Here is a 23,972-nt window from a genome sequence, read left to right as displayed (position 1 = left end):
ATCGAACCCGACCGGTCGTTGAGCGAGCGCAGCGAGTCGAAACGCATCAGATGTCGAGGAAGCGGACGTCCTTGGCGTTGCGCTGGATGAAGCTCCGGCGCGACTCGACGTCCTCGCCCATCAGCACCGAGAAGATCTCGTCCGCCGCGGCCGCGTCGTCGATCGTGACCTGGCGGAGGGTGCGGGTGTTGTGGTCCATCGTCGTCTCCCACAGCTCCTTCGGGTTCATCTCGCCCAGACCCTTGTAGCGCTGGATGCCGGAGTCCTTCGGCATCCGCTTGCCGTTGGCCAGACCGTCGGCCAGCAGCGCATCGCGCTCCCGGTCGCTGAACACGTACTCGTGCTCGGCGTTGGACCACTTCAGCCGGAACAGCGGCGGCATGGCGAGATAGACGAAGCCGGCCTCGATGAGTCCGCGCATGTAGCGGAACAGCAGCGTCAGCAGCAGCGTCGTGATGTGCTGGCCGTCGACGTCGGCATCGGCCATCAGCACGATCTTGTGATAGCGGGCCTTCGCGACATCGAAGTCCTCGCCGATCCCGCAGCCGAACGCCGAGATGATCGCCTGGATCTCGTTGTTGCCGAGCGCGCGGTCGAGCCGCGCCTTCTCGACGTTGAGCACCTTGCCGCGCAGCGACAGGATGGCCTGGGTCTCGGGGTCGCGGCCGCGCACGGCCGAGCCGCCGGCCGAGTCGCCCTCGACGAGGAAGATCTCGCTGATCGAGGGGTCTTTGCTCGTGCAGTCCTTGAGCTTGTCGGGCATGGATGCCGACTCGAACACGCTCTTGCGCCGCGCCGTCTCCCGCGCCTTGCGGGCCGCGAGGCGCGCGGTCGCGGCGTCGATCGCCTTCATGATGACCCGCTTGGCCTGCGCGGGGTTGCGGTCGAGCCAGTCGGTGAGCTGGTCGCCCACGACCTTCTGCACGAACGCCTTGGCCTCGGTATTGCCGAGCTTCGTCTTGGTCTGACCCTCGAACTGCGGCTCGGACAGCTTGACGGAGATGACCGCGGTCAGACCCTCTCGGATGTCCTCACCGGTGAGGTTGTCGTCCTTCTCCTTGAGCAGGCCCTTCTCGCGCGCGTACTTGTTGATGTACGTCGTCATCGCGGCGCGGAAGCCCTCTTCGTGGGTTCCGCCCTCGTGCGTGTTGATCGTGTTGGCGAAGGTGAAGACGTTCTCCGTGTAGCTCGTCGTCCACTGCATCGCCAGCTCGAGGGAGATGTGGCGCTCGGTGTCTTCCGACTCGACCTCGATGATCTCGTCGTTGACGACCTCGGCCTTGCGGATCTTGTTGAGGTACTCGACGTAGTCGACCAGTCCGCGCTCGTAGTGGAAATCGTCGAACGGCTGCTTCTCGACGGCCTGCCCGTCTTCGCCGTCGACGACGTAGGCCGAGGAGGCGCGCAGGTCGCTGAGCGTGATCCGCAGACCCTTGTTCAGGAACGCCGTCTGCTGGAAACGGGTGCGCAGCGTGTCGTAGTCGAAGTCGGTGGTCTCGAAGATCGAGGCGTCGGGCCAGAACGTGATGGTCGTGCCGGTCTCCTCCGTCGCCTCGTCCTCGCTCAGCGGAGCCTGCGGCACGCCGCCGTCGCGGAACGACTGGCGCCAGACGTGCCCCTGCCGGCGCACCTCGACGTCGAGGCGGGTGGACAGCGCGTTCACCACCGACGAGCCGACGCCGTGCAGACCGCCGGAGACCGCGTACCCGCCGCCGCCGAACTTGCCGCCGGCGTGGAGCACGGTCAGCACGACCTCGACGGTCGACTTCCCCTCGGTCTTGTGCATGTCGACCGGAATGCCGCGACCGTTGTCGACGACACGGATCGCTCCGTCCTCGAGGATCGTCACCGTGATCGTGTCGCAGTAGCCGGCGAGGGCTTCGTCGACGGAGTTGTCGACGATCTCGTACACGAGGTGGTGCAGGCCGCGCTCACCCGTCGAGCCGATGTACATGCCGGGGCGCTTGCGCACCGCCTCGAGGCCCTCGAGCACCTGGATGGCGTCGGCCCCGTACTCGTTCTCGACCTTCTGGGACTGCTTCGGCGGAAGTTCCTGGGGAACGCTGTCGGGGGTGTCGGACGTCATAGGTTTCGAGCGCTCCTGAATGGTCGATCAAAGACGTCTCATTCTACCCCCAGTCACCCCTCGAAAGCCCGCAGAAAGCCCCTGTGGCGCCCTGAAATCGTTCCGGATGCCGTCGGACCCTCCTCAGCCGTAGGTATCGCGAGGACCCCGCCCTGGAACGGCTCTGGGGCCCCATTTCCACGAGGGGACGTCCGGCCCGACGAATCGGACGTTCTGCACACCGGCATCCGGGAACCGTCTCATCAGCTGAGTGACGATCTCGGCCCGCATCAGCTGGAGGTTCTTCGCCCACGCGGTGGAGTCGCACTGCACGGTGAGCAGCCCGTCGGACAGCGCCACCGGATGGGCGTGACGCGCCGTCTCCTCGCCGGTCACGTCCGTCCACTGCAGCACGAGGTCCTCCCGCGCCAGCTGGGTGTCCCACCCCGACTGACGTGTCAGATCCGCCAGTACGTCGGCCACGCCCTTGGGATCGCGCCCGGGCGCGAACGGCTGCTTGTCGTCGTCCTCGGCCGCACGTCTCTTGCGCCGTCGCGCGGTCCGCGGCGAGGGCTCGAGACCGCGCAGGCGCAGATACGTGCCGATCGTCTCCGGCACCATCCCCGGCACCTCGTCACTCATCGACGCCTCCCGTCGCGGCGGGTTCGATGATCGTCCCCGCGACGACCCGCACGGTGCGCGCGCGCAGCGCGCTCGGCACATCTTCCTCCACCGCCGCGGTCACCACCACCTGCTCGTATCCCTCGACCAGGCCCGCCAACCGGGCGCGGCGATCCGTGTCGAGCTCGGCGAACACGTCATCGAGGATGAGGACCGGATCGCCCAGCTGCGACTGGGCGCGCAGCAGCTGCGCAGACGCCAGACGCAGGGCGAGGGCCACCGACCACGATTCGCCGTGCGATGCGTAGCCCTTCACCGGCAGGCCCCGCACGCGCAGCAGGAGGTCGTCGCGGTGGGGTCCGACGAGAGTGAGCCCGCGTTCGAGCTCGGAGGAGCGGCGCGCGGCGAGCGCATCGCGGAAGTTCTCGCGGACCTCCTCCGCGCTGAGTCCGGTCACCGCTGTGCGGTCGCCCGCCTGGTCGGCCTCGTCGTCGTCGACGTCGGGGTCCGCGCCCCCGATCGACAGCATCCACTCCAGCTCCGGCCGGTGATCCTCGCCGGCGATTGCCCGGTACGCCTCGGCGACCGGGCCGGCGAGGTCGTCGGCGAGCACCGAGCGGGCGCGGATGACGTCGGTGCCCAGCTGCACCAGCTTGTCGTCCCAGACGTCGAGCGTCGTCAGTGCATCCGCGCGGATGCCGCGGGCGCGCGCGGACTTCAACAGCGCGTTGCGCTGCTTGAGCACGCGGTCGTAGTCCGCCAGGACGCCCGCCATCCGCGGAGCGCGCTGGATGAGGAGCTGATCGGCGAAGCGGCGACGCGCGGAGGGGTCGGAGCGGACGATCTGGAGATCCTCCGGCGCGAAGAGGACGACCTGTGCGTAGCGCGGGAGCTCGGCGGTGCGGACGGCCGAGCCGTTGACCCGGGCCTTGTTGCTGCCCGACCGGTTGAGCTGGGCCTCGAGCAGCACACGACGGTCACCGTAGGCGAGACGCATGCGGACGATCGCGGCATCCGCCCCGTCGCGCACCATCGGGGCATCCTGCGAGACCCGGTGGGAACCGAGTGTGGCGAAATAGCCGATGGCCTCGGCGAGATTGGTCTTGCCCTGACCGTTGCGACCGACGAACACGTTGGCTCCCGCCGCCAGAGTCACATCGGCGGCCGCATAGTTGCGGAAGTCGACGAGGCTCAGCTGTTCCACGATCACCGATCCAGCCTATGCGGCAGCGCCGACGCCGGTCGGAACGCGAGGATCGTCAGCGCAGCAGGAGATTCGGCTGCAGCAGGTACTTGAAGCTCTCCGGGGTGCCGGAGGTCTGCGGCGTGATGAGCACCGGGCTGAGCTTGTTCGCGTTGTCGCTCGAGGTGAACGTGATGCGCGCGAACTCGCTCTTGACGGCGCCGAGCGCTTCGAGCAGGTACTGCGGGTTCAACCCGAGCGTGACCTCCTCGCCCGCGAGGGTCGCATCGACGGACTCGGTCGCCCGCGCCTGCTCGGTGCCGGACGCATCCATCGACACGCCGTCCTCGGTGAAGGTGAAGCGCAGCGGAGCGGAACGGTCGAGCACGAGGGCGACGCGGCGCACCGCCTCGGCGAGCTCGGCGGTGTTCACGACGGCGTAGTGGTCGGTCTGCTCGGGGAACAGTCGGCGCACGGGCGGGAAGTTGCCCTTGATGAGCAGCGACGTCACGGTCTTGTTGCCGGCGGTGAACGCGATGATCTCCCGATCTCCCGAGCCGGAGAACGCGACCTGGATGTCACCCGAGTGGGCGAAGGTCTTGCCGACCTCGGTGAGCGTGCGCGCGGGGACGAGCGCGGTCGTCGACTCGTCGCCGGCGACACCGCCGCCGTCCCAGGCGACGTCGCGCAGGGCGACGCGGTAGCGGTCGGTCGCGACGAGGCTCAGCTGTGTGCCGGCGACCTCGAGCTGCACACCCGTGAGCACCGGGGTGACGTCGTCGCGGGACGCGGCGAAGGCGACCTGGGCGATCGCGGTGGCGAAATCCTCCGCGGGGACCAGACCCGACTCGCCCGAGACCTCGGGGATCGCGGGATATTCCTGCACCGGCATCGAGGCGAGGGTGAAGCGGGCGGAGCCGCAGCTGAGGACGATGCCGTCGTCCTCACCGACCTCGATCTGGATCGGCGCATTCGGCAGACGGCTGGCGATCTCCGACAGGAGTCGGCCGTGGACGAGGATCGTGCCGGGCTCGTCGACGGTCGCTTCGATGGTCGTGCGCGCCGAGGCCTCGTAGTCGAACGCCGCGAGCGACAGCCCCTCGTCGGATGCTTCGATCAGCACACCCGCCAGGATCGGCTGCGGGTTCCGCTGCGGCAGGAGCTTGACGACGAATGACACGGCCTCGCTGAACACATCGCGATTCACGTGGAACTTCACTGGCGCTCCCTTGACGTCGAGTAGGGCCCTCCCATGCTAGTGCCCCGACCGGAACGGATTGTCCCGGCATCCCGTCGACCGGCTCCGACGCCTCGCACCGCAGAGGTGATCGAATCGGATTCTCTAAGGAAGGTCTCTGTCATGGTGTTAACGGCTGTGGAAACTGTGGACAACTCCGCCGATCCCAGTCGCGACAGGGAAACCACACGCGTGTAAGTTGTGGGCGCGATGCGGAGAGCCGGTGCGGACGCCATCGTGCATCCCGGTCGAGACATTCTTGTCATCCACAGCTTCGGGCCATCGACTCACAAGAGTCCACGGGGAAGTGGAGTTATCCACAGCCTGTCCACACTGTGCAGAACGCGTATATTGGCGGCGCCCGTGCGCCGATGTCAAGCACTCCGTACGCAGAAGACCCCCGGTTTCGTGGCCGGGGGTCTCGAGGGGCGCGGGATGCCGCGGGCGAGAGCCGTCAGCGTCCGACGCGGCCGAGCTGCGTGGTGATCTCGGAGACCTGGTTGTAGATCGAGCGGCGCTCCTTCATGAGCTCGCTGATCTTCTTGTACGCGTACATGACCGTGGTGTGATCGCGATTGCCGAACAGCTGGCCGATCTTCGGCAGGGAGAGACTCGTGCGCTCGCGGCACAGGTACATCGCGATCTGACGGGCCGTGGCGATCGACTGCGACCGGCTGGATCCGTAGAGGTCGTCGACCGACAGGCGGAAGTACTGCGCCGTCGCCGTGATGATGTCGGTCGGCGAGATGACGTTGGCGTCGTCGGTGTCGACGATGTCGCGCAGCACCGTCTGGGCGAGGGAGATGTCGAGATTGGAGCGGTTCAGGCTCGCGAAGGCCGACACCCGGATCAGCGCGCCCTCGAGCTCGCGGATGTTGCTCGACACCTTGGTGGCGATGTACTCGAGCACCTCGTCGGGGACGAGCAGCCGCTCGGACTGTGCCTTCTTGCGGAGGATCGCGATGCGGGTCTCGAGGTCGGGGGCTTGGACGTCGGTGATGAGGCCCCATTCGAACCGGCTCCGCATGCGGTCCTCGAACCCGGTCAGGTGACGCGGGGGGACGTCGCTGGTGATCACGACCTGCTTGTCGTGGTCGTGCAGCGTGTTGAAGGTGTGGAAGAAGGCCTCCTGGGTCTCGGCTTTGCCCTGGAGGAACTGGATGTCGTCGATGAGAAGGATGTCGACGTCGCGGTAGCGCGCCTGGAAGGCGGATCCGCGGTTATTGGCGATCGAGTTGATGAAGTCGTTCGTGAACTCCTCGCTCGAGACGTACCGGACGCGGATGCCCGCATACAGACTGAGCGCGTAATCGCCGATCGCATGCAGCAGGTGGGTCTTGCCCAGACCCGAGTCGCCGTAGATGAACAGCGGGTTGTATGCCTTCGCCGGCGCCTCGGCCACGGCGACGGCTGCCGCGTGGGCGAAGCGGTTGGACTGGCCGATGACGAAGTTGTCGAAGCTGTACTTGGGGTTCAGTCGCGTGTCGCTGCGCGACGGCGCGGCCGCGGTCTCCACGTAGTCGTCCGCCGCAGGCCGCGCGATCGGCACGGGAGCGGATGCCGACTGCACCGGGACGGGCACGGTGAGGTGGGCGTCGGCGAGCTCCGGGTTCACCACGACGCGGAACGAGGATGCGGCCGGCTCGGCGTCGACGCGCGCGAGCGCCTCCATGATCGGTGCGCGCAGCCGCTTGTTCAGCTGTGCGGCCGTCAGGTCGTTCGGCACGTCGAGGTACAGGGTGCCGCTCATCACGCCCTGCGCGACGGCGAGACTGATGAATCCCTGCAGCTGGGGGGTCACCCGTTCGTCGCCGGACAGCTCCTGCAGCACTGCGGTCCAGACGGGGACATCCGGAATATCGTGCTGTGACATGTCCCCTCCGGGGGTGCGATCGGTGCGGCACAGGCGATCGTGAACGACGATCGAGCCTGTGGATAACTACCGCAGTCACGGTAGTCAGCGACCCTGTGAAGAGCAAAATCCACTGTAGATCCGCCCCGCGTGTCTTCACCAGACGCTATCCACAGTCCGTGGATAATGTGCCGTCCGGCTCGGCCGGTTTGAGTTCTCGTCGCTCTCGACGTAGCCTTAGTCGGTTGACTTATGCCCTGGGGTGCCCTCGGACGCCCCCGGACAGTCCCTGTACCCCGTGTCCCCGGTCTAGAGCGTTCGGGTGACCGCCGATCCGGAGTGATCCTCATGAGCAAGCGTACGTTCCAGCCCAACAACCGTCGTCGCGCCAAGAAGCACGGCTTCCGCGCCCGCATGCGCACGCGTGCCGGCCGTTCGATCCTGTCGGCGCGCCGCGCCAAGGGTCGCACCGAGCTGTCCGCCTGATCCGACGAAAGTGCTGGCGCGCGGGAACCGCATCACCCGCGGGGCGGAGTACAAGACCGTCGTCCGCAGGGGCGTCCGCTGTGCCGCGCCGCACACGGTGACCTACGTCATCGCGTCCGCCGAAGACCGCCCCGCGCGGTTCGGCTTCATCGTCAGCAAGCAGGTCGGCGGCGCCGTCACGCGCAACACCGTGCGACGTCGGCTGAAGGCCGTCTGCGCCGAAGCCCTTCCCGGCGTCGGCCGTGGAGCGGATGTCGTCATCCGGGCACTTCCGTCCGCGGCATCCGCCGACTTCGCACAGCTGCGCGCGGAGGTCACGCGCTGCCTCGCCCGACGGGCCGCGGCGTGAGCACCTCGACACTTCCCTCCTACGCGCTCGGCTCCGGCCGGCTCTCGCCGACGTCGGCGCTGCGTGCGGTGCCGCTGGTTCCCCGCAACGCCGGGCTCGTCCTCCTGCACGCGTACCGTGCGACGATCTCCCATCTCTACGGCGACGTCTGCAAGTACTACCCGTCGTGCTCGGCGTACTCGGTCGGCGCTGTGCAGCAGCACGGTCTCCTCAAGGGATCGGCGCTCACCGCAGCTCGCCTCGCGCGATGCCACCCCTGGGCCCGTGGTGGAATCGATGACGTGCCCCCGCACGCGCACTTCCGACACGAGCTGACCCGTCATGGGTTCGTCGTGCCATCCACAGACGACGGGTCCGCGGACTCCTCGCCGAGAAAGGACTGATCCGTGCTGGATCTTCTGTATGCCGCCGCCGCTGCGACGCCGACCCCGGTCGTGCCGACGCCGACGACGCCCGCGCCGTCGAGCAGCCTCGACTTCTTCAGCACCATCATGTGGCCGTTCAAGTGGATCGTCGAGGCGATCCTCGTGTTCTGGCACTGGATCTTCACCTCGGTGGGCCTGCCGGCCGATGCCGGACTCACCTGGGTCCTGTCGATCATGGGGCTCGTCATCGTGGTGCGCAGTGCCCTGATCCCCCTCTTCGTGCGGCAGATCAAGAGCCAGCGGAAGATGATGGAAATCGCTCCTGAACTGCGGAAAGTTCAGGAGAAGTACCGCGGGAAGAAGGATCAGCTCTCCCGTGAGGCCATGAGTCGCGAGACCATGGCGCTGTACAAGAAGCACGGCACCACACCGGTCTCCAGCTGTCTGCCGCTCCTCGTGCAGATGCCCATCCTGCTGGGCATGTTCTACACCTTGAGCGACGTCAAGAAGCACGCGGAGTGGGGCGTGGGTGGCGTCGGTCTGCTGAGCAAAGACCTGACGTGGCAGTTCTACGAGGCGAAGCTGTTCGGCGTCGCTCCCCTGCACACGAGTCTCATCGAGGCGTTCAACCAGAAGCCCGACGGCTGGGAGGCCACCGTCGCGATCCTCGTGGTCCTGGTCATCCTGATGATCGCGTCGCAGTTCATCACCCAGCTGCAGATCATCTCGAAGAACCTCTCCCCCGAGGCCAAGACCGGCCAGGCCTACCAGATGCAGCGCATCATGCTGTACATCCTCCCGCTGGCCTTCATCTTCTCCGGTGTGTTCTTCCCGCTGGGTGTGGTCCTCTACTGGTTCACGTCCAACATCTGGACGATGGTGCAGCAGTTCCTCGTCATCCGTAACCTGCCCACGCCCGGTTCCGAGGCGGCGAAGGCACGTGAGGAGAGGCTGGCGCGCAAGGGCAAGGCGATCGACGCGAACGGCAAGATCGTTCCGCTCGAGAAGTACCAGGCCGAGCAGCAGCGTCTGTACGAAGAGGCGCAGAAGGCGAAGGCGCAGGCTCCCAAGCGTCAGCAGCCGGTGAGCAAGCAGCGCGCCAAGAAGCAGTCGAAGAACACCAAGCCCAACACCGACTCGTGACCGGGTCGACGTCTCTCGAGGAACAGTCATGAGCACCACTTCCGACCACGACGCGGCCGAGCGCCCCGCGGCCACGATCGAGCAGCTCGAGCAGGAGGGCGACATCGCCGCCGACTACCTCGAGGTGCTGCTGGACATCGCGGACATCGACGGCGACCTCGCCCTCGACGTCCGCAGCGGCCGAGCGTACGTCTCGGTGGAGAACGATGACCCGGCATCACTTCGTCTGCTCGCCGAGCCCGACACCGTTCAGGCTCTGCAGGAGCTGACGCGCATCGCGGTGCAGACGAAGACCGGACGCTTCTCCCGCCTCATCCTCGACGTGGGCGGTTCGCGCGATGCGCGGCAGCGCCAGCTGGAGAAGCTGGTGGATCGTGCGATCGCACGCCTGGACGAAGGGGCGACGCAGGCCTCGCTCCCCTCGATGACGAGCTACGAGCGCAAGCTCGTCCATGACATCGTCGCGGACCGGGGTCTCGTGTCCGAGTCCTACGGTGAGGGCGCCGACCGTCACACCGTCATCCGCCGCTCCTGATCCGATGGACGATGTTTCACGTGAAACACCGGTGATCGAAGAAGAGCCGGCCGTCGCGGCATCCCTCTTCGGTGACCGCATCGACCTCGCGCGTCGCTTCACTGCCGCGCTGGGCGCGTACGGTGAGGAACGCGGACTGATCGGCCCGCTCGAGCCGCCCCGTCTCTGGAACCGTCACATCCTCAACTCCGCGATCGCCGCTCCCCTCTTTACTACGGGAGCCCGTGTCGGAGATGTCGGCTCGGGCGCGGGTCTTCCCGGGCTCGTGCTCGCGATCGCCCGCCCCGACGTCGAGTGGGTGCTCATCGAGCCGATGGAGCGTCGCGTCGCCTGGTTGCAGGAGCAGAAGGACGAGCTCGGGCTCGACAACGTCGCAGTCGTGCGCGCTCGGGGTGAGGAGTGGAAAGAGGGTGCGGTGCTGGATGCCGTGACCGCGCGCGCCGTGAGCGCCCTGCGCACCCTCATCCCCCTGACCGTTCCCCTGCTGCGACCGGGAGGAGAGCTGATCCTCCTCAAGGGCGTCAACGCCGAGAATGAGATCGCCGCGGCGGAGAAGGCCATCCGCAAGTACAAGCTGAGCGATGTGCGCGTCGAGGTCGTCGGTGAGGGCGTCATCTCGGAGCCGACCCGCGTTCTCCGCGCCACCCGTTCCGCCTGACCGCCCCGCCGCCAGATGTTTCACGTGAAACGCACGTGAGGGCGTTTCGACTCGGCGCTGCGCGCCTCGCTCAACGAACGGGAGTTGGATAGCGCAACCCACCGGCCGTTGAGCGAGCGAAGCGAGTCGAAACGTGGCGAGGACGCGGGCACATGTTTCACGTGAAACGCACGTGAGGGCGTTTCGACTCGGCGCTGTGCGCCTCGCTCAACGGCCGGCATGGGGCAGAGCTACCTCCGGTCGTTGAGCGAGCGAAGCGAGTCGAAACGCGGCTTTCCCACAGATGCCAGGACATGTTTCACGTGAAACGCGACGTGGGGCGTTTCGACTCGGCACTGCGCGCCTCGCTCAACGGCCGGGAGTGAATGAACACGCCGCCCTCGGACCGACGCCGACAGATGCTTCACGTGAAACGTACGTGGGGGGGTTCGACTCGGCGCTGCGCGCCTCGCTCAACGACCGGCATCGGGCAGAGCTAGCTCCGGCCGTTGAGCGAGCGAAGCGAGTCGAAACGCAGCTTTCCCACAGATGCCAGGACATGTTTCACGTGAAACGGAACGTGGGGGCGTTTCGGCTCGGCGCTGCGCGCCTCGCTCAACGACCGGGAGTGGCCCAGCGCGAGCTCCGGCCGTTGAGCGAGCGAAACGCGGGAAGGACGCAGGCACATGTCTCACGTGAAACGGGGAGTGGGGGCGTTTCGACTCGGCGCTGTGCGCGCCTCGCTCAACGACCGGGAGTTGGGCAGCGTGACTACCGGCCGTTGAGCGAGCGGAGCGAGTCGAAACGTGGCAAGCACGCGGGTACCTGTTTCACGTGAAACGCGCGTGGGGGCGTTTCGACTCGGCGCTGTGCGCCTCGCTCAACGACCGGGAGTGAACCAACACGCCCACCCGCCCCGCAAAGGGTTTCACGTGAAACACCCGTAGCGGTGGCTCTCGATGACCGGGGTGTGGGACCCCTCGACTACAGTAGAAGAGTCCCGAAAAGACAGGAGTTGATGGTGCCGGAACCGGAGAACGCGACCGCACCCGCACCCTTCTCCATCGACGACAGCCCCATCGCGCGGGAGCTCGCGGATCTCACATCCCGCCGCCGAGCGCTGGATGCCGTCACGGTCGACTTCCACGGCGAGACACGCATCCTCACCGTGTCGAACCAGAAGGGCGGGGTCGGCAAGACCACGACCACCGTCAACATCGCCGCGGCCCTCGCTTCTCTCGGTGCTCGCGTCCTGGTGATCGATCTCGACCCGCAGGGCAACGCATCCACGGCCTTGGGGGTGCCGCACTCGGCCGACATCCCCAGCGTCTACGACGTGCTGATCGACGAGTTCCCCCTCGCCGAGATCATTCAGACGAGCCCCGAGTCGCCGAACCTCCTGTGCGCGCCCAGCACCATCCACCTCGCCGGCGCCGAGATCGAGCTGGTGTCGCAGGTGGCCCGCGAGCATCGCCTTCGGACGGCCATCGAGGACTATCTGGCACAGGCCGACGAGCGCCTCGACTTCATCCTCATCGACTGCCCGCCCTCGCTGGGACTGCTCACCATCAACGCGTTCACGGCCGCCGGGGAGCTCCTGATCCCGATCCAGTGCGAGTACTACGCGCTGGAAGGCCTCAGCCAGCTGCTGGGGAGCGTCCGGATGATCCAGAAGCACCTCAACCCGCGGCTGCACCTCTCGACGATCCTGCTCACGATGTACGACGGACGCACCCGACTGGCGCAGCAGGTGGCCGACGAGGTTCGCCAGCACTTCGCTCGCGAGGTGCTCCACACGGTCATCCCGCGCTCGGTCCGCGTGTCCGAGGCGCCGAGCTTCGGCCAGACCGTCATCGCGTACGACGGACAGTCCGCCGGCGCCGTCTCCTACCGCGAGGCAGCGGTCGAACTCGTCCAACGCGGACAGCGCACCACCACGAACGAGGAGAACTCCTGATGGCCAAACGCACCGGTCTGGGCCGCGGAATCGGCGCCCTCATCCCCACCGCCGACAGCGCGGAGGCGCGGCCCGTCGACGTCTTCTTCCCGGGTGCGCCCCTCGCGACCGTACCGACGCCGGATGCCGCCGATGCAACGGATGCCGAGGGACAGGCGGATGCCGCGGCATCCACGCCCGATGACACCCCCGGCGACCTCGTCGCGGTGCCCGGTGCGCGCCTGATCTCCCTCGATCCGAACGACATCGTCCCCAACCCCCGCCAGCCGCGGACCAACTTCGACGCCGACGACCTGGCCGAGCTCGTGCACAGCGTTCGGGAGTTCGGGGTGCTGCAGCCGGTGGTCGTGCGCCTGAACGAGGACGGCGCCTACGAGCTCATCATGGGTGAGCGCCGCACCCGCGCCTCGCGCGAGGCGGGTCTCACCTCCATTCCGGCGATCGTCCGCGACACGGCCGACGAGGATCTCCTGCGTGACGCCCTTCTCGAGAACCTCCACCGGTCGCAGCTGAACCCACTCGAGGAGGCGTCGGCGTATCTGCAGCTCCTCGAGGACTTCGGCATCACTCAGGAGCAGCTCGCGTCGCGCATCGGCCGGTCGCGGCCCCAGATCAGCAACACGATCCGCCTGCTCAAGCTCCCGATGCCGGTGCAGCAGCGCGTCGCGGCTGGTGTCATCAGTGCCGGGCACGCACGCGCGATCCTCTCGCTGGACGACTCCGATGCGATGCAGCGGCTCGCTGACAAGATCGTCAACGAAGACCTCTCGGTGCGCGCCGCGGAGGCTGCGGCGAAGGGAGCGGCGGAGCTGGGCGCACGGCGTCCGGCACCCAAGGCCGGCGCCCGTCGGGCCCACCTCGATGACGTCGCCGAGCGACTCGGTGACCGCCTCAACACCAAGGTGAAGATCACTTTGAGTGCGAGAAAAGGCCAGATCAACATTGATTTCGCCACGATCCAGGATCTCAACCGCATCCTGGGGGAACTGGGGGAGACCGAGTACGGCGTCGGAGCCGGCGCGTAGGCTGGCAGGGTGACCGATCGTCCTCACCTTCCCCGGCGCGCCAGTCTGGAGCTGCTGCGCGCGGAGGCATCCGACGAACTGTCGGTGCTGATCGAGGAGCGCATCCGCGACGGTGAAGATCCCTGGGACTTCATGGAGGATTTGCCCTCCGTCGACGAGCTGGTGGTCCTCACGCTGCGCGCGGAGAACATCGCGTCGGACGGCGGCAACAAGCCCACGGCGGCGAGGAACTATCGCGTGCTTCGCCAGATCGCGTTCGACTACCCGCCGCTCACGCGTGCCGTGTGGCGTCTGCTGGGAAGCGAACCGCACCGGCGCTGGGACGCCTCGGTGCGAGCCGAGGCATCCTGATCAACGCCGGTGCGGTGAGTCTGCCGTGAATCTGCGAGGGGCCGCACGAGGCGGTGTCACGCAGGAGGGTCGTCAGCGGAGGTAGGCGGCGAGGTCCTGCTCGAGCGCGAACTTCGGCTTGGCGCCGATGATCGTCTTCTCGACCGCGCCCTTGTTGAACACCTTCATCGCGGGGATCGAGGTGATCTGATACTCCATCGCGAGGTTGGGGTTCTCATCGACGTTGAGCTTGAGCACCGTGATCTTGTCGCCGTTCTCCGACTGGATCTCGTCGAGGATGGGTCCGACCATGCGGCACGGACCACACCACGCGGCCCAGAAGTCGACCAGCACGGGTCCTTCGGCGTCGATGACGTCCTGCTGCCAGGTGCTCTCGCTCGTGGCCTTGGCGGTCATGTCTGTCTCCTTCGTTGCGAGCCGCCATCGTGCGGCTCTGGGGTATCAAACGCGACGGATGCCGGAGATGTTCCCCGACCCGTGCGGGGCTCAGGCGACGGGCTCGAGCCCGTCGATCTCGGCGGCATCCACCTCGGGCGCACCGGCGTCGCCGCGCGCGGCGAGGTAGTGCTCCACGTCGAGGGCGGCCGTCGTACCGCTGCCGGCCGCCGTCACCGCCTGGCGGTAGATGGGGTCGACGACGTCACCGGCCGCGAAGACGCCGGGAACCGACGTACGCGACGAGCGGCCGTCGACCCACACGGTGCCGTGCTCGGTGAGCTTCAGCGAGTCGTGCACGAGGTGCGTACGCGGGTCGTTGCCGATCGCGACGAAAACCCCGGTCACAGGCAGTTCTCGCGTCGAACCATCGACGGTGTCGCGCAGCAGCAGACCCGTCACGGCGTCACCGCCGAGCACGTCGACGACCTCGCTGTTCCACACGAACTCGATCTTCTCGTTCGCGAAGGCGCGCTCCTGCATGATCTTGGAGGCGCGCAGCTGGTCGCGGCGGTGGATGATGTACACCTTCGACGCGAACTTGGTGAGGAACGTGGCCTCCTCCATCGCGGAGTCGCCGCCACCGACGACGGCGATGGCCTGCTCGCGGAAGAAGAACCCGTCGCACGTCGCGCAGTAGGAGACGCCGTGTCCGGACAGGCGTGACTCGCCCTCGATGCCCATCTTGCGCGGTGCCGAGCCGGTGGCGAAGACGACGCTCTCGGCCTCGTGCTCCGTGCCGCTGCCGAGGACGACCTTCTTCACGTCGCCGGTCAGCTCGAGCTTCACGACGTCGTCGTAGACGACCTCGGTGCCGAACTTCTCGGCCTGCTCCTGCATCTTCGCCATGAGGTCGGGTCCCATGATGCCCTCGGGGAAACCGGGGAAGTTCTCCACCTCGGTGGTGTTCATCAGCTCGCCGCCCGCCTCCACCGAGCTCGCGATGAGCAGCGGCGAGAGGTTCGCCCGCGCCGCGTAGATGGCGGCGGTGAATCCGGCCGGACCGGAACCGATGATGATGACCTGTCGCACGTGCTCTTCCCTTTCCGCACGAGCCCCTGACGGGCTCCAGTGCGTGCAACCAATGCTAACCGCGAGGCATTCCGAGCAGACGGTGCACCGCGCGGTGCGCTCGTCAGCGCCCGATGAGGCGCCGCAGCATCCGCCCGCCGATGGCGAGCTCGGGAGCCCGCAGCAACGCGAGGGCGGCGACGTACACCAGCAGGGCGACGCCGCCCACGAGTGCTCCGGCCACCGCACCGAGCAGACGGTCCGACGCGGGCCATCCGTCCGCGCCGCCGAGGAGCAGGAAGAACAGCCACCCGGCGGCGAAGGCGGGGACGGCGGCGACCGTGAACCGCCCGAGCGACCGCCAGGTGGCGCGCAGCGGCGCCGTGTCGGTGTGACGACGCAGCAGACGCAGGGCGACGGGCAGCTGGACGTACGTGGAGAGCGACTGGGTGAGGGCGACGGCGGCGGCGAGGAACCCGAGCGGCAGCAGGCCCATGCCGACGGCGGCCACGGCGATGACGGCGCCGAGGGCGGCCAGCGACGCCTGGACGAGGGAGAAGACGAACGGCGTCCGCGTGTCCTGGAAGGCGAAGAACGCCCGGCGAATGATCACCAGCACGCCGAAGGGGACGAGGGCGATCAGGTACCCGCACAGCACCCAGGCCATCGCGACCGCGCCGTCGGTGCTGGTGGTGAACACCCGCGAGACGGCGACGGATGCCGCGGCGATGGCCGCCGTGAAACCGAAACCGAACAGCGCGATCGCGCGGATCGACTCGTCGAGGTTCGGCGCGACCCGGTCGAGGCGGCCCGCGGTGATCTCCTCGGCGAGGCGGGTGAAGTACGTCGTCGAGATCGACATGGCGACGATCGAGTGGGGAAGCATGAAGATCAGCCACGCGTACACCATCACGGTGACGCTCGCCTCGCCGGAGGCCTGGGTGACGACCAGCGACTGGACGATGCCGGCGAGCTGACCGACGACGACGGCGAGGAACGTCCACCAGGCCAGGGTGCCGACGTGACGCAGGCCGATGCCGCGCCAGCCGAAGTCGGGGCGGATGTGCAGGCGGGTGCGCTTCCAGAAGAAGAGCAGCACGACCGTCTGCATCGCGATGCCGAGGGTGGCGGTGCCGCCGAGGAGGGCGATCATCCCGGCATCCCAGTCGCCGATCGCGGTGAACGGGCCGCCGAAGACGACCAGGAACACCCCGAATCCCGCGATCGATACGACGTTGTTGACCGTCGGCGCCCAGCTGTACGGGCCGAAGACCTTGCGCGCGTTGAGCACCTCGCCCAGGAGGGCGAACAGGCCGTAGAACAGCAGCTGGGGCAGCAGCCAGTAGGCGAAGGCGGTGGCCAGCGCCTTCTGCTCGGGCCCCCAGCTGGCCGCGTAGAGCCAGATCAGCACCGGCGCGAGCGCCATCATCAGCGCTGTCGCGGCGACGAGGACGACCGCACCGAGCGTGAGGAGCTTCGACACGTACCGCGAACCGCCGTCGGTGTGCGCGGCCGCCTTGACGATCTGCGGCACGAGGATGCCGGTGATCACGCCGGCGGCGAGCAGCTCGTACACGTTGGTGGGCAGCATGGCCGCGACGCTGAAGGCGTCGGCGGCCTTGCTGCCGAACGAACCGATGACGGCGACGAGGACGACCGAGCGCACCAGACCGGTGACCCGCGAGAAGAGCGTGCCCGCTCCGATGATGGCGCTCGCGCGACCGAGACTAGCCATCGACATCCTCTTTCTGCGGGGCTTCCTTCTGCGACGCTTCGCCGTGCTCGTCTTCGGCGGCCGCGCCGCGCCGACGCAGCTTGCGGACGGTGCGGATCAGTCCCAGCACGAGCATCGCTCCGATCAGCACCACCATGAGAACGATGCCCACCGACTCCCACTCGGCGCGCACGGTCACCGCGACGCGGACCTCCGATCCGATCGGCACGCCCGCGGTGCTGCGCAGCTGCAGGTCGAGGGTGGACTCGCCGCTGCCGACGCGCGCCTGCACGGGCACCTGCACTCGCGTGCTCTGCGCGGAGCCGGCCGAGACCTCTGCGGTCTTCTGCACGATCAGGCGCGGGTCGTTGGGGTTCGCCGAGAGCGTGAGGGTCACCGGCCAGGGCAGATCGTTGCGCACAGAGAAGGTGAGCGGCGCCGACGAGGCGAGCAGGGTGATGTCGCTGGGCGGAACGATGGCGACGGCGCCCATGGTCTTCGCGGTGGCGTCGCGGTGATCGCTCACGGCCGTGGCGAACTGATCGGGCACCGCGAGCCAGACGTTGGCGAGCAGCTGCAGGATCTTGGCGCGTTCGGGGGCTGTCAGGAGGGTGGGGTCGCTCAGCACGGTCGCGAACGCGGAGAGGGCGGTCTCGTCGTCGAGCAGGCCGTGGAGGGCGTCGACGCGTGCGGAGTCGGGTGCGGCGCCACCGGTGACTGTGACGGCCGCCGCGGGCGCAGCGACGACCGCCGACAGATCGATCGCGGTGCGACCGGCGAGCGAGGATGCCGCGGTGATCGCCGCCCGCAGACCGGTGGACGATCGGCCGCTGGCCCGGTCGATCACGACCAGCAGCGGCGCCGAGGCGGAGGCGCCCTGAACGGCGAGGCTCGCGTAGGCGGATGCCGCGGCGAGCCCCGCGCCCTGGTGGACGCCGTCCGACGCGAGCGACGTCGTCCGCAGCGCCGCGGAGACGTCCGCGTCGTAGGAGAGGATCGCCGCGCCCTCGGCATCCGCTCGCGCCCCCACCGCGCCCGTGAGGGTGTTCGATGACACGAGGGTGAGCGGCGTCTCGCTCTCGGAGGTGCCGGTGGAGGTGCCGGTCGCGAGGGCGGAGACGAGCCCCGCCGTCGCCGACCCGGTCGCGGGCCAGAACACCCCGGTGCGCGTCGCGCCGATGTCGAGGAGCTCGGAGAGGCTCGGCAGCGTGCGACCGGCCGCCGGCGTGGGTGTCGACGATGCACTCGGCGATTCGGAGGATGCCGGGAGCGGCGTGCCGGTCGTCGCGAAGTTCCGTGCCGACATGTACGGGTCGAGACTCGAGACGGAGAGCGGCTCGTCCTGCCCCGCGGCGAACTGGGTGGCGAGATCGGCATCGCCGAACTGGAGCGCGAAACGTGAGTTCGGCAGCGCGAGCAGGTCGGACAGCCACTGCTGAGCCGATGCGGGCGCCGCCGTACCCAGCACACGGATCGCCGCGACGATGGCGGGGTCCACGGCGAGGATCGCGGTGGTGCCGGTCACCGCGTCGAGCTGGATGCGGAGCGCCCCGTCGGCGGCGGTGAGCGTGGCGAGGTCGTCCGACGTGAGCAGCCCCGTGGTGGTGGGAGGCGCCGTCAGCGGCACGACGACGGCGACGCCTCCGCCGGAGGAGGCGGCATCCGGGACCACGATCACCGTGTGTGCGACGAGATCGCCCTGGGTGGAAGGGAACGCGGCGCTCACGGGGTAGACACCGGGGGCGAGGTCGCCGCCGGTGGCGGCCAGGTCGATCGCGGTCGTCGAGGTCGCCGTCCCGCGGGCGGCGACGGCTGTCACGGCCGCCGTCGCGACCTCGGTGTCGGCGCGCGCGTCGGAGTCCAGCCACGCCGTCACCTCGGCGGCGGTGGTCAAGGGCGACCGGGTGAGCGCCACGCTGACCGCGCCGCCGGCAGCGGGCGCATCGCCGGTGTTGGTCACCGAGAACGTGACGGAGAACACCGACGCGCCGATGACCCCGTTGCCCGACGGCGACACCGCGACGGTGAGCCTCCCGCTCTCGGCCGGCGCCTCGGTCGCGGCGACCGCGGTGCCGGCGACGGGCGCGGCCACGACGAGGGCCATCGCGACGGCGACGGCGCTCCGCCAGCGCGCGCGGCGACGGCGCCTCGTCCCGACTCCGTCGGGAGTCCGGCGCGCGGGACGGGAAAGAGGAAAGGTCATGTCGGGAATCGGCTCCTGTGCGATCCCTGACCGCACGATCAGGTCAGATTCTAGGGTCCCCGCCCTGTGCGCGACCCGTGACGGGCCGCGGGCGCCGGTATCCGCGCGCGGCGGCATCCGTCGGTCCCGTCTCGGTCCCGCACCGCCGGCACGGCCCTGCGTGCGTGAGGATGGGATGCTGTGGACCATCCCCTGAACCCCGATCCCGCCCTCGTGGCCGACCTCCGCCGCGATCTGGCGGCCGCCGGCTACACCGCAGACGCCGTGCGGACCGGGTGGGGCCCTCTCGCCGACGACGCCGTCGGGCACGGCCTGCACGGACCCGCGCTCGCCGCCCTGGGGACACGGGACGACGCATCGGCGACGTTGGCGCGGCTGCTGTTCCTCGGTGTCCGCACGCCGCGGGACGCCGTCGACCGCGCGCTGCCCCACCTCGGCGCCGGCGGACTGGCGACGCTCGGTCTGGCCCGCATCGACGATGCCGAGGTGACACCGCTCGCGCTCGTGCGACCGCAGGGCTTCGCCGACGCGGACGGCGCCGGACACTGGTGGATCGCGAGCGATCTCGACGAGGCGGCGCTCGGCGGACCACTGCCGACCGGCCACGTGCTGGGTGTCGGCGGCGCCTCCCTCACCCTCGCCGGCCTGCAGCTCGCGACGCCCGCGCGACGGGTGCTCGACGTCGGCACGGGCTGCGGCATCCAGGCGCTGCGGGCGCAGCGCGCCCTGACGGCGTCCGCGGATGCCTCCGCCGATGCAGACGCCGACAGCGTCATCGTCGCGACGGACGTGTCGCCCCGGGCACTGGCGTTCACGACGCTCAACGCGCTCCTGAACGGCGTCGGGGGGATCGAGACCCGGCACGGCAGCCTCTTCGACCCCGTCGCGGGCGAACGGTTCGACCGTGTCGTGTCGAACCCGCCGTTCGTCATCACCCCGCGCGTCGCCGGCGTTCCCGAGTACGAGTACCGCGACGCGGGGTTCGCGGGGGACGACCTCGTCGCGGCGTTCGTCCGAGGGGTGGGCGAGGTGCTCGCTCCGCAGGGGACGGCGCAGCTGCTGGGCAACTGGGAGTATCGCGACGGCGGCGACGGCCTCGAGCGCGTCCGCGCCTGGGTGGCCGCCTCGCCCGTGCCCCTCGAGGCCTGGGTGATCGAGCGGGAGCGGCTCGACCCCCTCGCGTACGCGGAACTGTGGGTCCGCGACGGCGGCACCGCCCCCGGCACCCCCGGCTACGCGGCCCTCGTCGATGCCTGGCTGGACGACTTCGCCGCGCGCGGCGTGGAGGCGATCGGGTTCGGCTACATCCTGCTGCGACGACCGGCATCCGGGGTCGCCGCGCTGGCGCGCTACGAACGCATCACCCACGCCCTGCCGGAGACCTCGGGAGGACTCGGCCGGCACCTGTCCGCCGCGCTGCAGGCCTTCGACGCACTGGAACTGCTCGACGACGACGCCCTGGCCCGCGCGCACACCGTGGTGGCCGCCGACGTCACCGAGGCCCGTCATCATCTGCCGGGCGCCGAGGCCCCGAGCGTGATCCAGCTGCGCCAGGGCGGCGGGCTCGCCCGCACCGTCGAGGTCGACCCCGCCCTGGCCGCCCTCGTCGGCGCCTCCGACGGCGAGCTCACCGTCGGACAGCTCTCCGACGCGATCGCCGAGCTGCTCGAGGTGGATGCCGGCGCCCTCCGCGCCGACCTGCTGCCGCGCGTGCGCGAGCTCGTCTTCACCGGGATGCTGCGGCTGGCGTGAGGGGTCGCACGACGGTCGCGGGCGGGGGCGACGGAAGGCGCGCCGGTAGTCTGGAGACCATGCTCAACATGGCCGAAGGCCTCGACCGGCTGGGGTCGCTCGCGACCTCTCCGATCATGGCCTCCCTCGGTGCGGCGTTCGCCCAGGCGGGGTTCGAGCTGGCGATCGTCGGCGGTCCGGTGCGCGACGCGCTGCTCGGCCGCCCCACCCACGACCTCGATCTCACGACGAACGCGCGCCCCGACGACATCCTTCGCATCGTGAAGCCGCTCGCGACCGCGACGTGGGACATCGGGCGCGCGTTCGGCACCATCGGTGCGAAGATCACCGGCCCGAGCGGGACGTCCGAGCAGGTCGAGATCACGACGTACCGCGCCGACAGCTACGACGGGGTCACGCGCAAGCCCACGGTCGCCTTCGGAGACCGCCTGGAGGACGACCTCGCCCGCCGCGACTTCACCGTGGGCGCCATGGCGCTGCGCCTGCCCGTGCCGGCGCTCGTCGACCCGACCGGGGGTGTCGAGGACCTGCTCGCGGGCGTGCTGCGCACGCCGGGCGACCCCGACGTCAGCTTCGGCGACGACCCGCTGCGCATGCTGCGGGCCGCCCGCTTCGCCAGCCAGCTCGAGTTCGACGTCGCCCCGACCACGCTGGACGCGATGGAGCGCCTGCGGGAGACGATCGAGATCGTCAGCCCCGAGCGGGTGCAGGCCGAGCTGGTCAAGCTGCTCGCGACGGACGACCCGGTGCGCGGCATCCGGATCCTCGTCGAGACCGGGCTGATGGGCGAGATCCTGCCCGAGGTGCCGGCGCTGCGGCTCGAGGTCGACGAGCACCACCACCACAAGGACGTCTACGAGCACTCGCTCACGGTGCTGCGCCAGGCCATCGAGCTGGAGCACGCCCGGCATCCGGGGGCGGCGCCCGACACGACGCTGCGCCTGGCCGCACTGCTGCACGACATCGGCAAGCCCGCGACGCGCAAGCTCGAGCCGGGCGGCGGCGTGAGCTTCCACCACCACGACGTCAAGGGTGCGCGTCTGGCCCGCAAGCGCCTGCAGGCGCTGCGCTTCGACGGCGACACCATCGCCGCGGTCACGCAGCTCATCGAGCAGCACCTGCGCTTCTTCGGCTACGCCGAGGGCGCGTGGACCGACTCCGCGGTGCGGCGCTACGTGCGGGATGCCGGTGATCAGCTCGAGCGGCTCCACATCCTCACCCGCGCCGACGTCACCACCCGCAACGCGAAGAAGGCGACGCGCCTGCGCCGCGCGTACGACGACATCGAGTGGCGCATCGACGAGCTCGCCTCGCAGGAGGAGCTCGCCGCCATCCGCCCCGAGCTCGACGGCAACCGGATCCAGGAGATCCTCGGCATCCCGCCCGGACGCGAGGTCGGGGAGGCGTACCGCTTCCTGCTGGAGGTGCGCCTGGACGAGGGTCCGATCGGCGCGGATGCCGCCGAGCAGCGCCTGCGCGCCTGGTGGTCCACCCGCTGACCCACCCCGCGCCCGCCGCGCGCCCGCCCCGCGCCCGCGCCCGCGCCGCGCCGCGGTCGCCGAGCCGCCACTCCTCGGCCGAGCCGCTATCCGGCGGGCCGGCCGAATCTTGGCGGCTCGGCCGAATCTTGGCGGTTCGCGACTTAGACTGACGACACCTCCTCATTGGTGAACGGAGTCGCCGTGCCCTCGCCGTGGTCATCGCGCCGCGAGGTCTCGCCCGAGACGTCGCGTCTGCTCATCGAGCGCGCGCACGACGAGCTCGTGGGCGGTAACGTCGGCGATCCGCGGCTGGGTCAGATCCGCCCGCTCGTGCAGGATTCCTGGCGCCGGTCGCTGGCGCACCTGGTGGGGGCCGAAGGGCTGCCCCCGCTCGATCTGGGTGACGACGAGCTCGAGGCCTACCGGCGGGCGCACCCGCTCGCCGCCGCCATGGACATGATCCGCTCCCTGCTGCTGCCCGGCGGCGAGGACAGCGACTCGGGCGTCGTCGTCGCCGTGGGCGACGCCGTGGGACGACTCCTGTGGGTCGAGGGAGACCGGCGTGTGCGGTCGCTCACCGGCGACATGGGTTTCGTGGCCGGCGCGAACTGGTCGGAGGAGGCGGTCGGCACCTCCGCACCCGGCACGGCGCTCGCGCTGGGGCGATCGGTGCAGATCCACGGAGCCGAGCACTACAACCGGCTCGTCCAGCCGTGGTCCTGCACGGCCGCGCCCGTCTACGACCCCGATACGCGCCGCGTGCTCGGGGTGATCGACGTCACCGGCGACAGCGATGCCGCCACGCCGCAGGCGCAGCTCCTCGTCGACGCGACCGCCCGCGCGGTGGAAGCCGAACTCCTCGTCGGGCGGCTCAGAGCGCGGGCTCAGGCTCCCGCACCGAGCCGTATCCGCCGCGCGGCACCGGCTCCGCGGGCGGCGACGACGATGCTCCGCGTCCTCGGGCGGGACAAGGCGCTCCTCGATGTCGCCGGCCCCGACAGCGCGACGGTGACCGAGCTGTCGGCGCGGCACGCCGAGATCCTCCTCATGCTCGCGGTGCACCGTGAGGGCTTGTCGGCCGAGCGCCTCGGGCAGCTCGTCTACGGCGAGGATGCCGCGGAGGGGACGCTGAGGCCGGAACTCGTCCGGCTGCGCAAGGTGCTGGAGCGGGTTGCGCCGCAGCTGGTCCCGGCATCCCGGCCCTACCGCCTCACCGCGGAGCTGCACACCGATGCGCATCAGGTCGTCGCGCTGCTCGGCCGGGGCGCGCACCGGGTGGCGCTCGCCGCCTATCGCGGGCGGGTGCTTCCCGATTCGGTCGCGCCCGGGGTGGAGGAGTTCCGCGACTCGGTTCGGCTCGCGCTGCGCGACGCCCTGATGACGGAGGCGTCCGTGGATGTCCTGATCGCGTACGCCGACACCGACGACGGCGCCGAGGACGTCGAGGTCCTGCGCCTGGCCCTCGAGATGCTGCCGGCCCGGTCTCCCCGCCGCGCCGGGCTCGTCGCACGGATCGAGAAGCTCGAGGCGTGAGCCCCCGGCCCGGCGTGCACAACTCCGCCGGAGCTGC

The 23,972-nt window shown here is 69.5% G+C and carries 21 protein-coding genes; 12 read left to right on the top strand and 9 right to left on the bottom strand.

Features of this window, described 5'->3' with window-relative positions; translation table 11 throughout:
- Window positions 1-46: 46 nt before the first annotated feature.
- The 5 genes from gyrB to dnaA form a co-directional block, all read right to left on the bottom strand.
- Entirely contained in the window at window positions 47-2,086 is a 2,040-nt protein-coding gene (gene gyrB, locus AC6CQV_RS14540; protein ID WP_060960833.1) for a DNA topoisomerase (ATP-hydrolyzing) subunit B, read from the bottom strand.
- A gap of 123 nt (window positions 2,087-2,209) precedes the next feature.
- A complete protein-coding gene (locus AC6CQV_RS14535; RefSeq protein WP_060960832.1) occupies window positions 2,210-2,707 on the bottom strand; it encodes a DciA family protein in 498 nt (165 codons plus the stop codon).
- Window positions 2,700-3,896, bottom strand: a complete 1,197-nt coding sequence (gene recF, locus AC6CQV_RS14530; protein ID WP_498259845.1) for a DNA replication/repair protein RecF — start codon at window positions 3,894-3,896, stop codon at window positions 2,700-2,702. The genes AC6CQV_RS14535 and recF overlap by 8 nt, the downstream gene beginning before the upstream one ends.
- 49 nt (window positions 3,897-3,945) lie before the next feature.
- A complete protein-coding gene (dnaN, locus tag AC6CQV_RS14525; RefSeq protein WP_060960830.1) occupies window positions 3,946-5,088 on the bottom strand; it encodes a DNA polymerase III subunit beta in 1,143 nt (380 codons plus the stop codon).
- A gap of 472 nt (window positions 5,089-5,560) precedes the next feature.
- Complete coding sequence (dnaA, locus tag AC6CQV_RS14520) at window positions 5,561-6,979, bottom strand: chromosomal replication initiator protein DnaA (protein WP_498259844.1); 1,419 nt, start codon at window positions 6,977-6,979, stop codon at window positions 5,561-5,563.
- 327 nt (window positions 6,980-7,306) lie between these two features.
- Here dnaA and rpmH point away from each other — a divergent pair, with 327 nt between their 5' ends.
- The 9 genes from rpmH to AC6CQV_RS14475 all read left to right on the top strand — a co-directional run bounded on the left by rpmH (window position 7,307) and on the right by AC6CQV_RS14475 (window position 13,806).
- A complete protein-coding gene (rpmH, locus tag AC6CQV_RS14515; protein ID WP_005054680.1) occupies window positions 7,307-7,444 on the top strand; it encodes a 50S ribosomal protein L34 in 138 nt (45 codons plus the stop codon).
- 10 nt (window positions 7,445-7,454) lie between these two features.
- Entirely contained in the window at window positions 7,455-7,793 is a 339-nt protein-coding gene (gene rnpA, locus AC6CQV_RS14510; RefSeq protein WP_101305164.1) for a ribonuclease P protein component, read from the top strand.
- The gene (gene yidD / locus AC6CQV_RS14505) at window positions 7,790-8,176 is read left to right on the top strand and encodes a membrane protein insertion efficiency factor YidD (RefSeq protein ID WP_240191143.1); all 387 of its coding nucleotides are present in this window, start codon (window positions 7,790-7,792) and stop codon (window positions 8,174-8,176) included. The genes rnpA and yidD overlap by 4 nt, the downstream gene beginning before the upstream one ends.
- 3 nt (window positions 8,177-8,179) lie before the next feature.
- Entirely contained in the window at window positions 8,180-9,301 is a 1,122-nt protein-coding gene (yidC, locus tag AC6CQV_RS14500; protein ID WP_082734276.1) for a membrane protein insertase YidC, read from the top strand.
- Between the two features lie 28 nt (window positions 9,302-9,329).
- Complete coding sequence (locus AC6CQV_RS14495) at window positions 9,330-9,836, top strand: Jag family protein (protein ID WP_060960826.1); 507 nt, start codon at window positions 9,330-9,332, stop codon at window positions 9,834-9,836.
- A gap of 4 nt (window positions 9,837-9,840) precedes the next feature.
- The gene (gene rsmG, locus AC6CQV_RS14490; protein WP_498259843.1) at window positions 9,841-10,494 is read left to right on the top strand and encodes a 16S rRNA (guanine(527)-N(7))-methyltransferase RsmG; all 654 of its coding nucleotides are present in this window, start codon (window positions 9,841-9,843) and stop codon (window positions 10,492-10,494) included.
- A gap of 1,000 nt (window positions 10,495-11,494) precedes the next feature.
- The gene (locus tag AC6CQV_RS14485) at window positions 11,495-12,430 is read left to right on the top strand and encodes a ParA family protein (RefSeq protein WP_101307108.1); all 936 of its coding nucleotides are present in this window, start codon (window positions 11,495-11,497) and stop codon (window positions 12,428-12,430) included.
- Window positions 12,430-13,455 carry a ParB/RepB/Spo0J family partition protein gene (locus tag AC6CQV_RS14480; RefSeq protein WP_498259842.1) on the top strand — a complete coding sequence of 342 codons (1,026 nt, stop codon included), beginning with the start codon at window positions 12,430-12,432 and terminating at the stop codon, window positions 13,453-13,455. The genes AC6CQV_RS14485 and AC6CQV_RS14480 overlap by 1 nt, the downstream gene beginning before the upstream one ends.
- A 9-nt stretch (window positions 13,456-13,464) precedes the next feature.
- On the top strand, window positions 13,465-13,806 hold the full coding sequence (locus AC6CQV_RS14475; protein ID WP_060960823.1) for a hypothetical protein: 342 nt from the start codon (window positions 13,465-13,467) through the stop codon (window positions 13,804-13,806).
- Window positions 13,807-13,878: 72 nt separating this feature from the next.
- Here AC6CQV_RS14475 and trxA read toward each other — a convergent pair whose 3' ends face one another.
- The 4 genes from trxA to AC6CQV_RS14455 form a co-directional block, all read right to left on the bottom strand.
- Window positions 13,879-14,202 carry a thioredoxin gene (gene trxA / locus AC6CQV_RS14470; protein ID WP_498259841.1) on the bottom strand — a complete coding sequence of 108 codons (324 nt, stop codon included), beginning with the start codon at window positions 14,200-14,202 and terminating at the stop codon, window positions 13,879-13,881.
- A 90-nt stretch (window positions 14,203-14,292) separates the two neighbouring features.
- Window positions 14,293-15,273, bottom strand: a complete 981-nt coding sequence (gene trxB / locus AC6CQV_RS14465; RefSeq protein WP_191009270.1) for a thioredoxin-disulfide reductase — start codon at window positions 15,271-15,273, stop codon at window positions 14,293-14,295.
- A gap of 103 nt (window positions 15,274-15,376) precedes the next feature.
- Window positions 15,377-16,987 carry a murein biosynthesis integral membrane protein MurJ gene (murJ, locus tag AC6CQV_RS14460; protein ID WP_205281920.1) on the bottom strand — a complete coding sequence of 537 codons (1,611 nt, stop codon included), beginning with the start codon at window positions 16,985-16,987 and terminating at the stop codon, window positions 15,377-15,379.
- Entirely contained in the window at window positions 16,980-19,169 is a 2,190-nt protein-coding gene (locus tag AC6CQV_RS14455; RefSeq protein WP_498259840.1) for a DUF6049 family protein, read from the bottom strand. Before AC6CQV_RS14455 ends, murJ begins: the two co-directional genes overlap by 8 nt.
- Before the next feature lie 180 nt (window positions 19,170-19,349).
- On the opposite strand from AC6CQV_RS14455, the gene AC6CQV_RS14450 reads away from it, so the two are divergent.
- From AC6CQV_RS14450 to AC6CQV_RS14440, 3 genes are all read left to right on the top strand, one after another.
- Complete coding sequence (locus AC6CQV_RS14450; RefSeq protein ID WP_498259839.1) at window positions 19,350-20,921, top strand: DUF7059 domain-containing protein; 1,572 nt, start codon at window positions 19,350-19,352, stop codon at window positions 20,919-20,921.
- Window positions 20,922-20,980: 59 nt separating this feature from the next.
- A complete protein-coding gene (locus tag AC6CQV_RS14445) occupies window positions 20,981-22,420 on the top strand; it encodes a CCA tRNA nucleotidyltransferase (protein WP_498259838.1) in 1,440 nt (479 codons plus the stop codon).
- A 183-nt stretch (window positions 22,421-22,603) separates the two neighbouring features.
- Complete coding sequence (locus AC6CQV_RS14440) at window positions 22,604-23,935, top strand: GAF domain-containing protein (RefSeq protein WP_498259837.1); 1,332 nt, start codon at window positions 22,604-22,606, stop codon at window positions 23,933-23,935.
- The last annotated feature ends 37 nt before the right edge of the window (window positions 23,936-23,972 follow it).

Source organism: Microbacterium sp. EG9 (assembly GCF_059759475.1).
Note: the sequence above shows the minus strand (reverse complement) of the source record. Positions and strands in the feature narration are given on the sequence as shown.

Coding starts and splice junctions, on each gene's coding strand:
- gyrB (WP_060960833.1), bottom strand. CDS start 2,086: ATGACGTCCGACACCCCCGACAGCGTTCCCCAGGAACTTCCGCCGAAG.
- AC6CQV_RS14535 (WP_060960832.1), bottom strand. CDS start 2,707: ATGAGTGACGAGGTGCCGGGGATGGTGCCGGAGACGATCGGCACGTAT.
- dnaA (WP_498259844.1), bottom strand. CDS start 6,979: ATGTCACAGCACGATATTCCGGATGTCCCCGTCTGGACCGCAGTGCTG.
- rpmH (WP_005054680.1), top strand. CDS start 7,307: ATGAGCAAGCGTACGTTCCAGCCCAACAACCGTCGTCGCGCCAAGAAG.
- AC6CQV_RS14495 (WP_060960826.1), top strand. CDS start 9,330: ATGAGCACCACTTCCGACCACGACGCGGCCGAGCGCCCCGCGGCCACG.
- rsmG (WP_498259843.1), top strand. CDS start 9,841: ATGGACGATGTTTCACGTGAAACACCGGTGATCGAAGAAGAGCCGGCC.
- AC6CQV_RS14480 (WP_498259842.1), top strand. CDS start 12,430: ATGGCCAAACGCACCGGTCTGGGCCGCGGAATCGGCGCCCTCATCCCC.
- trxA (WP_498259841.1), bottom strand. CDS start 14,202: ATGACCGCCAAGGCCACGAGCGAGAGCACCTGGCAGCAGGACGTCATC.
- murJ (WP_205281920.1), bottom strand. CDS start 16,987: ATGGCTAGTCTCGGTCGCGCGAGCGCCATCATCGGAGCGGGCACGCTC.
- AC6CQV_RS14455 (WP_498259840.1), bottom strand. CDS start 19,169: ATGACCTTTCCTCTTTCCCGTCCCGCGCGCCGGACTCCCGACGGAGTC.
- AC6CQV_RS14445 (WP_498259838.1), top strand. CDS start 20,981: ATGCTCAACATGGCCGAAGGCCTCGACCGGCTGGGGTCGCTCGCGACC.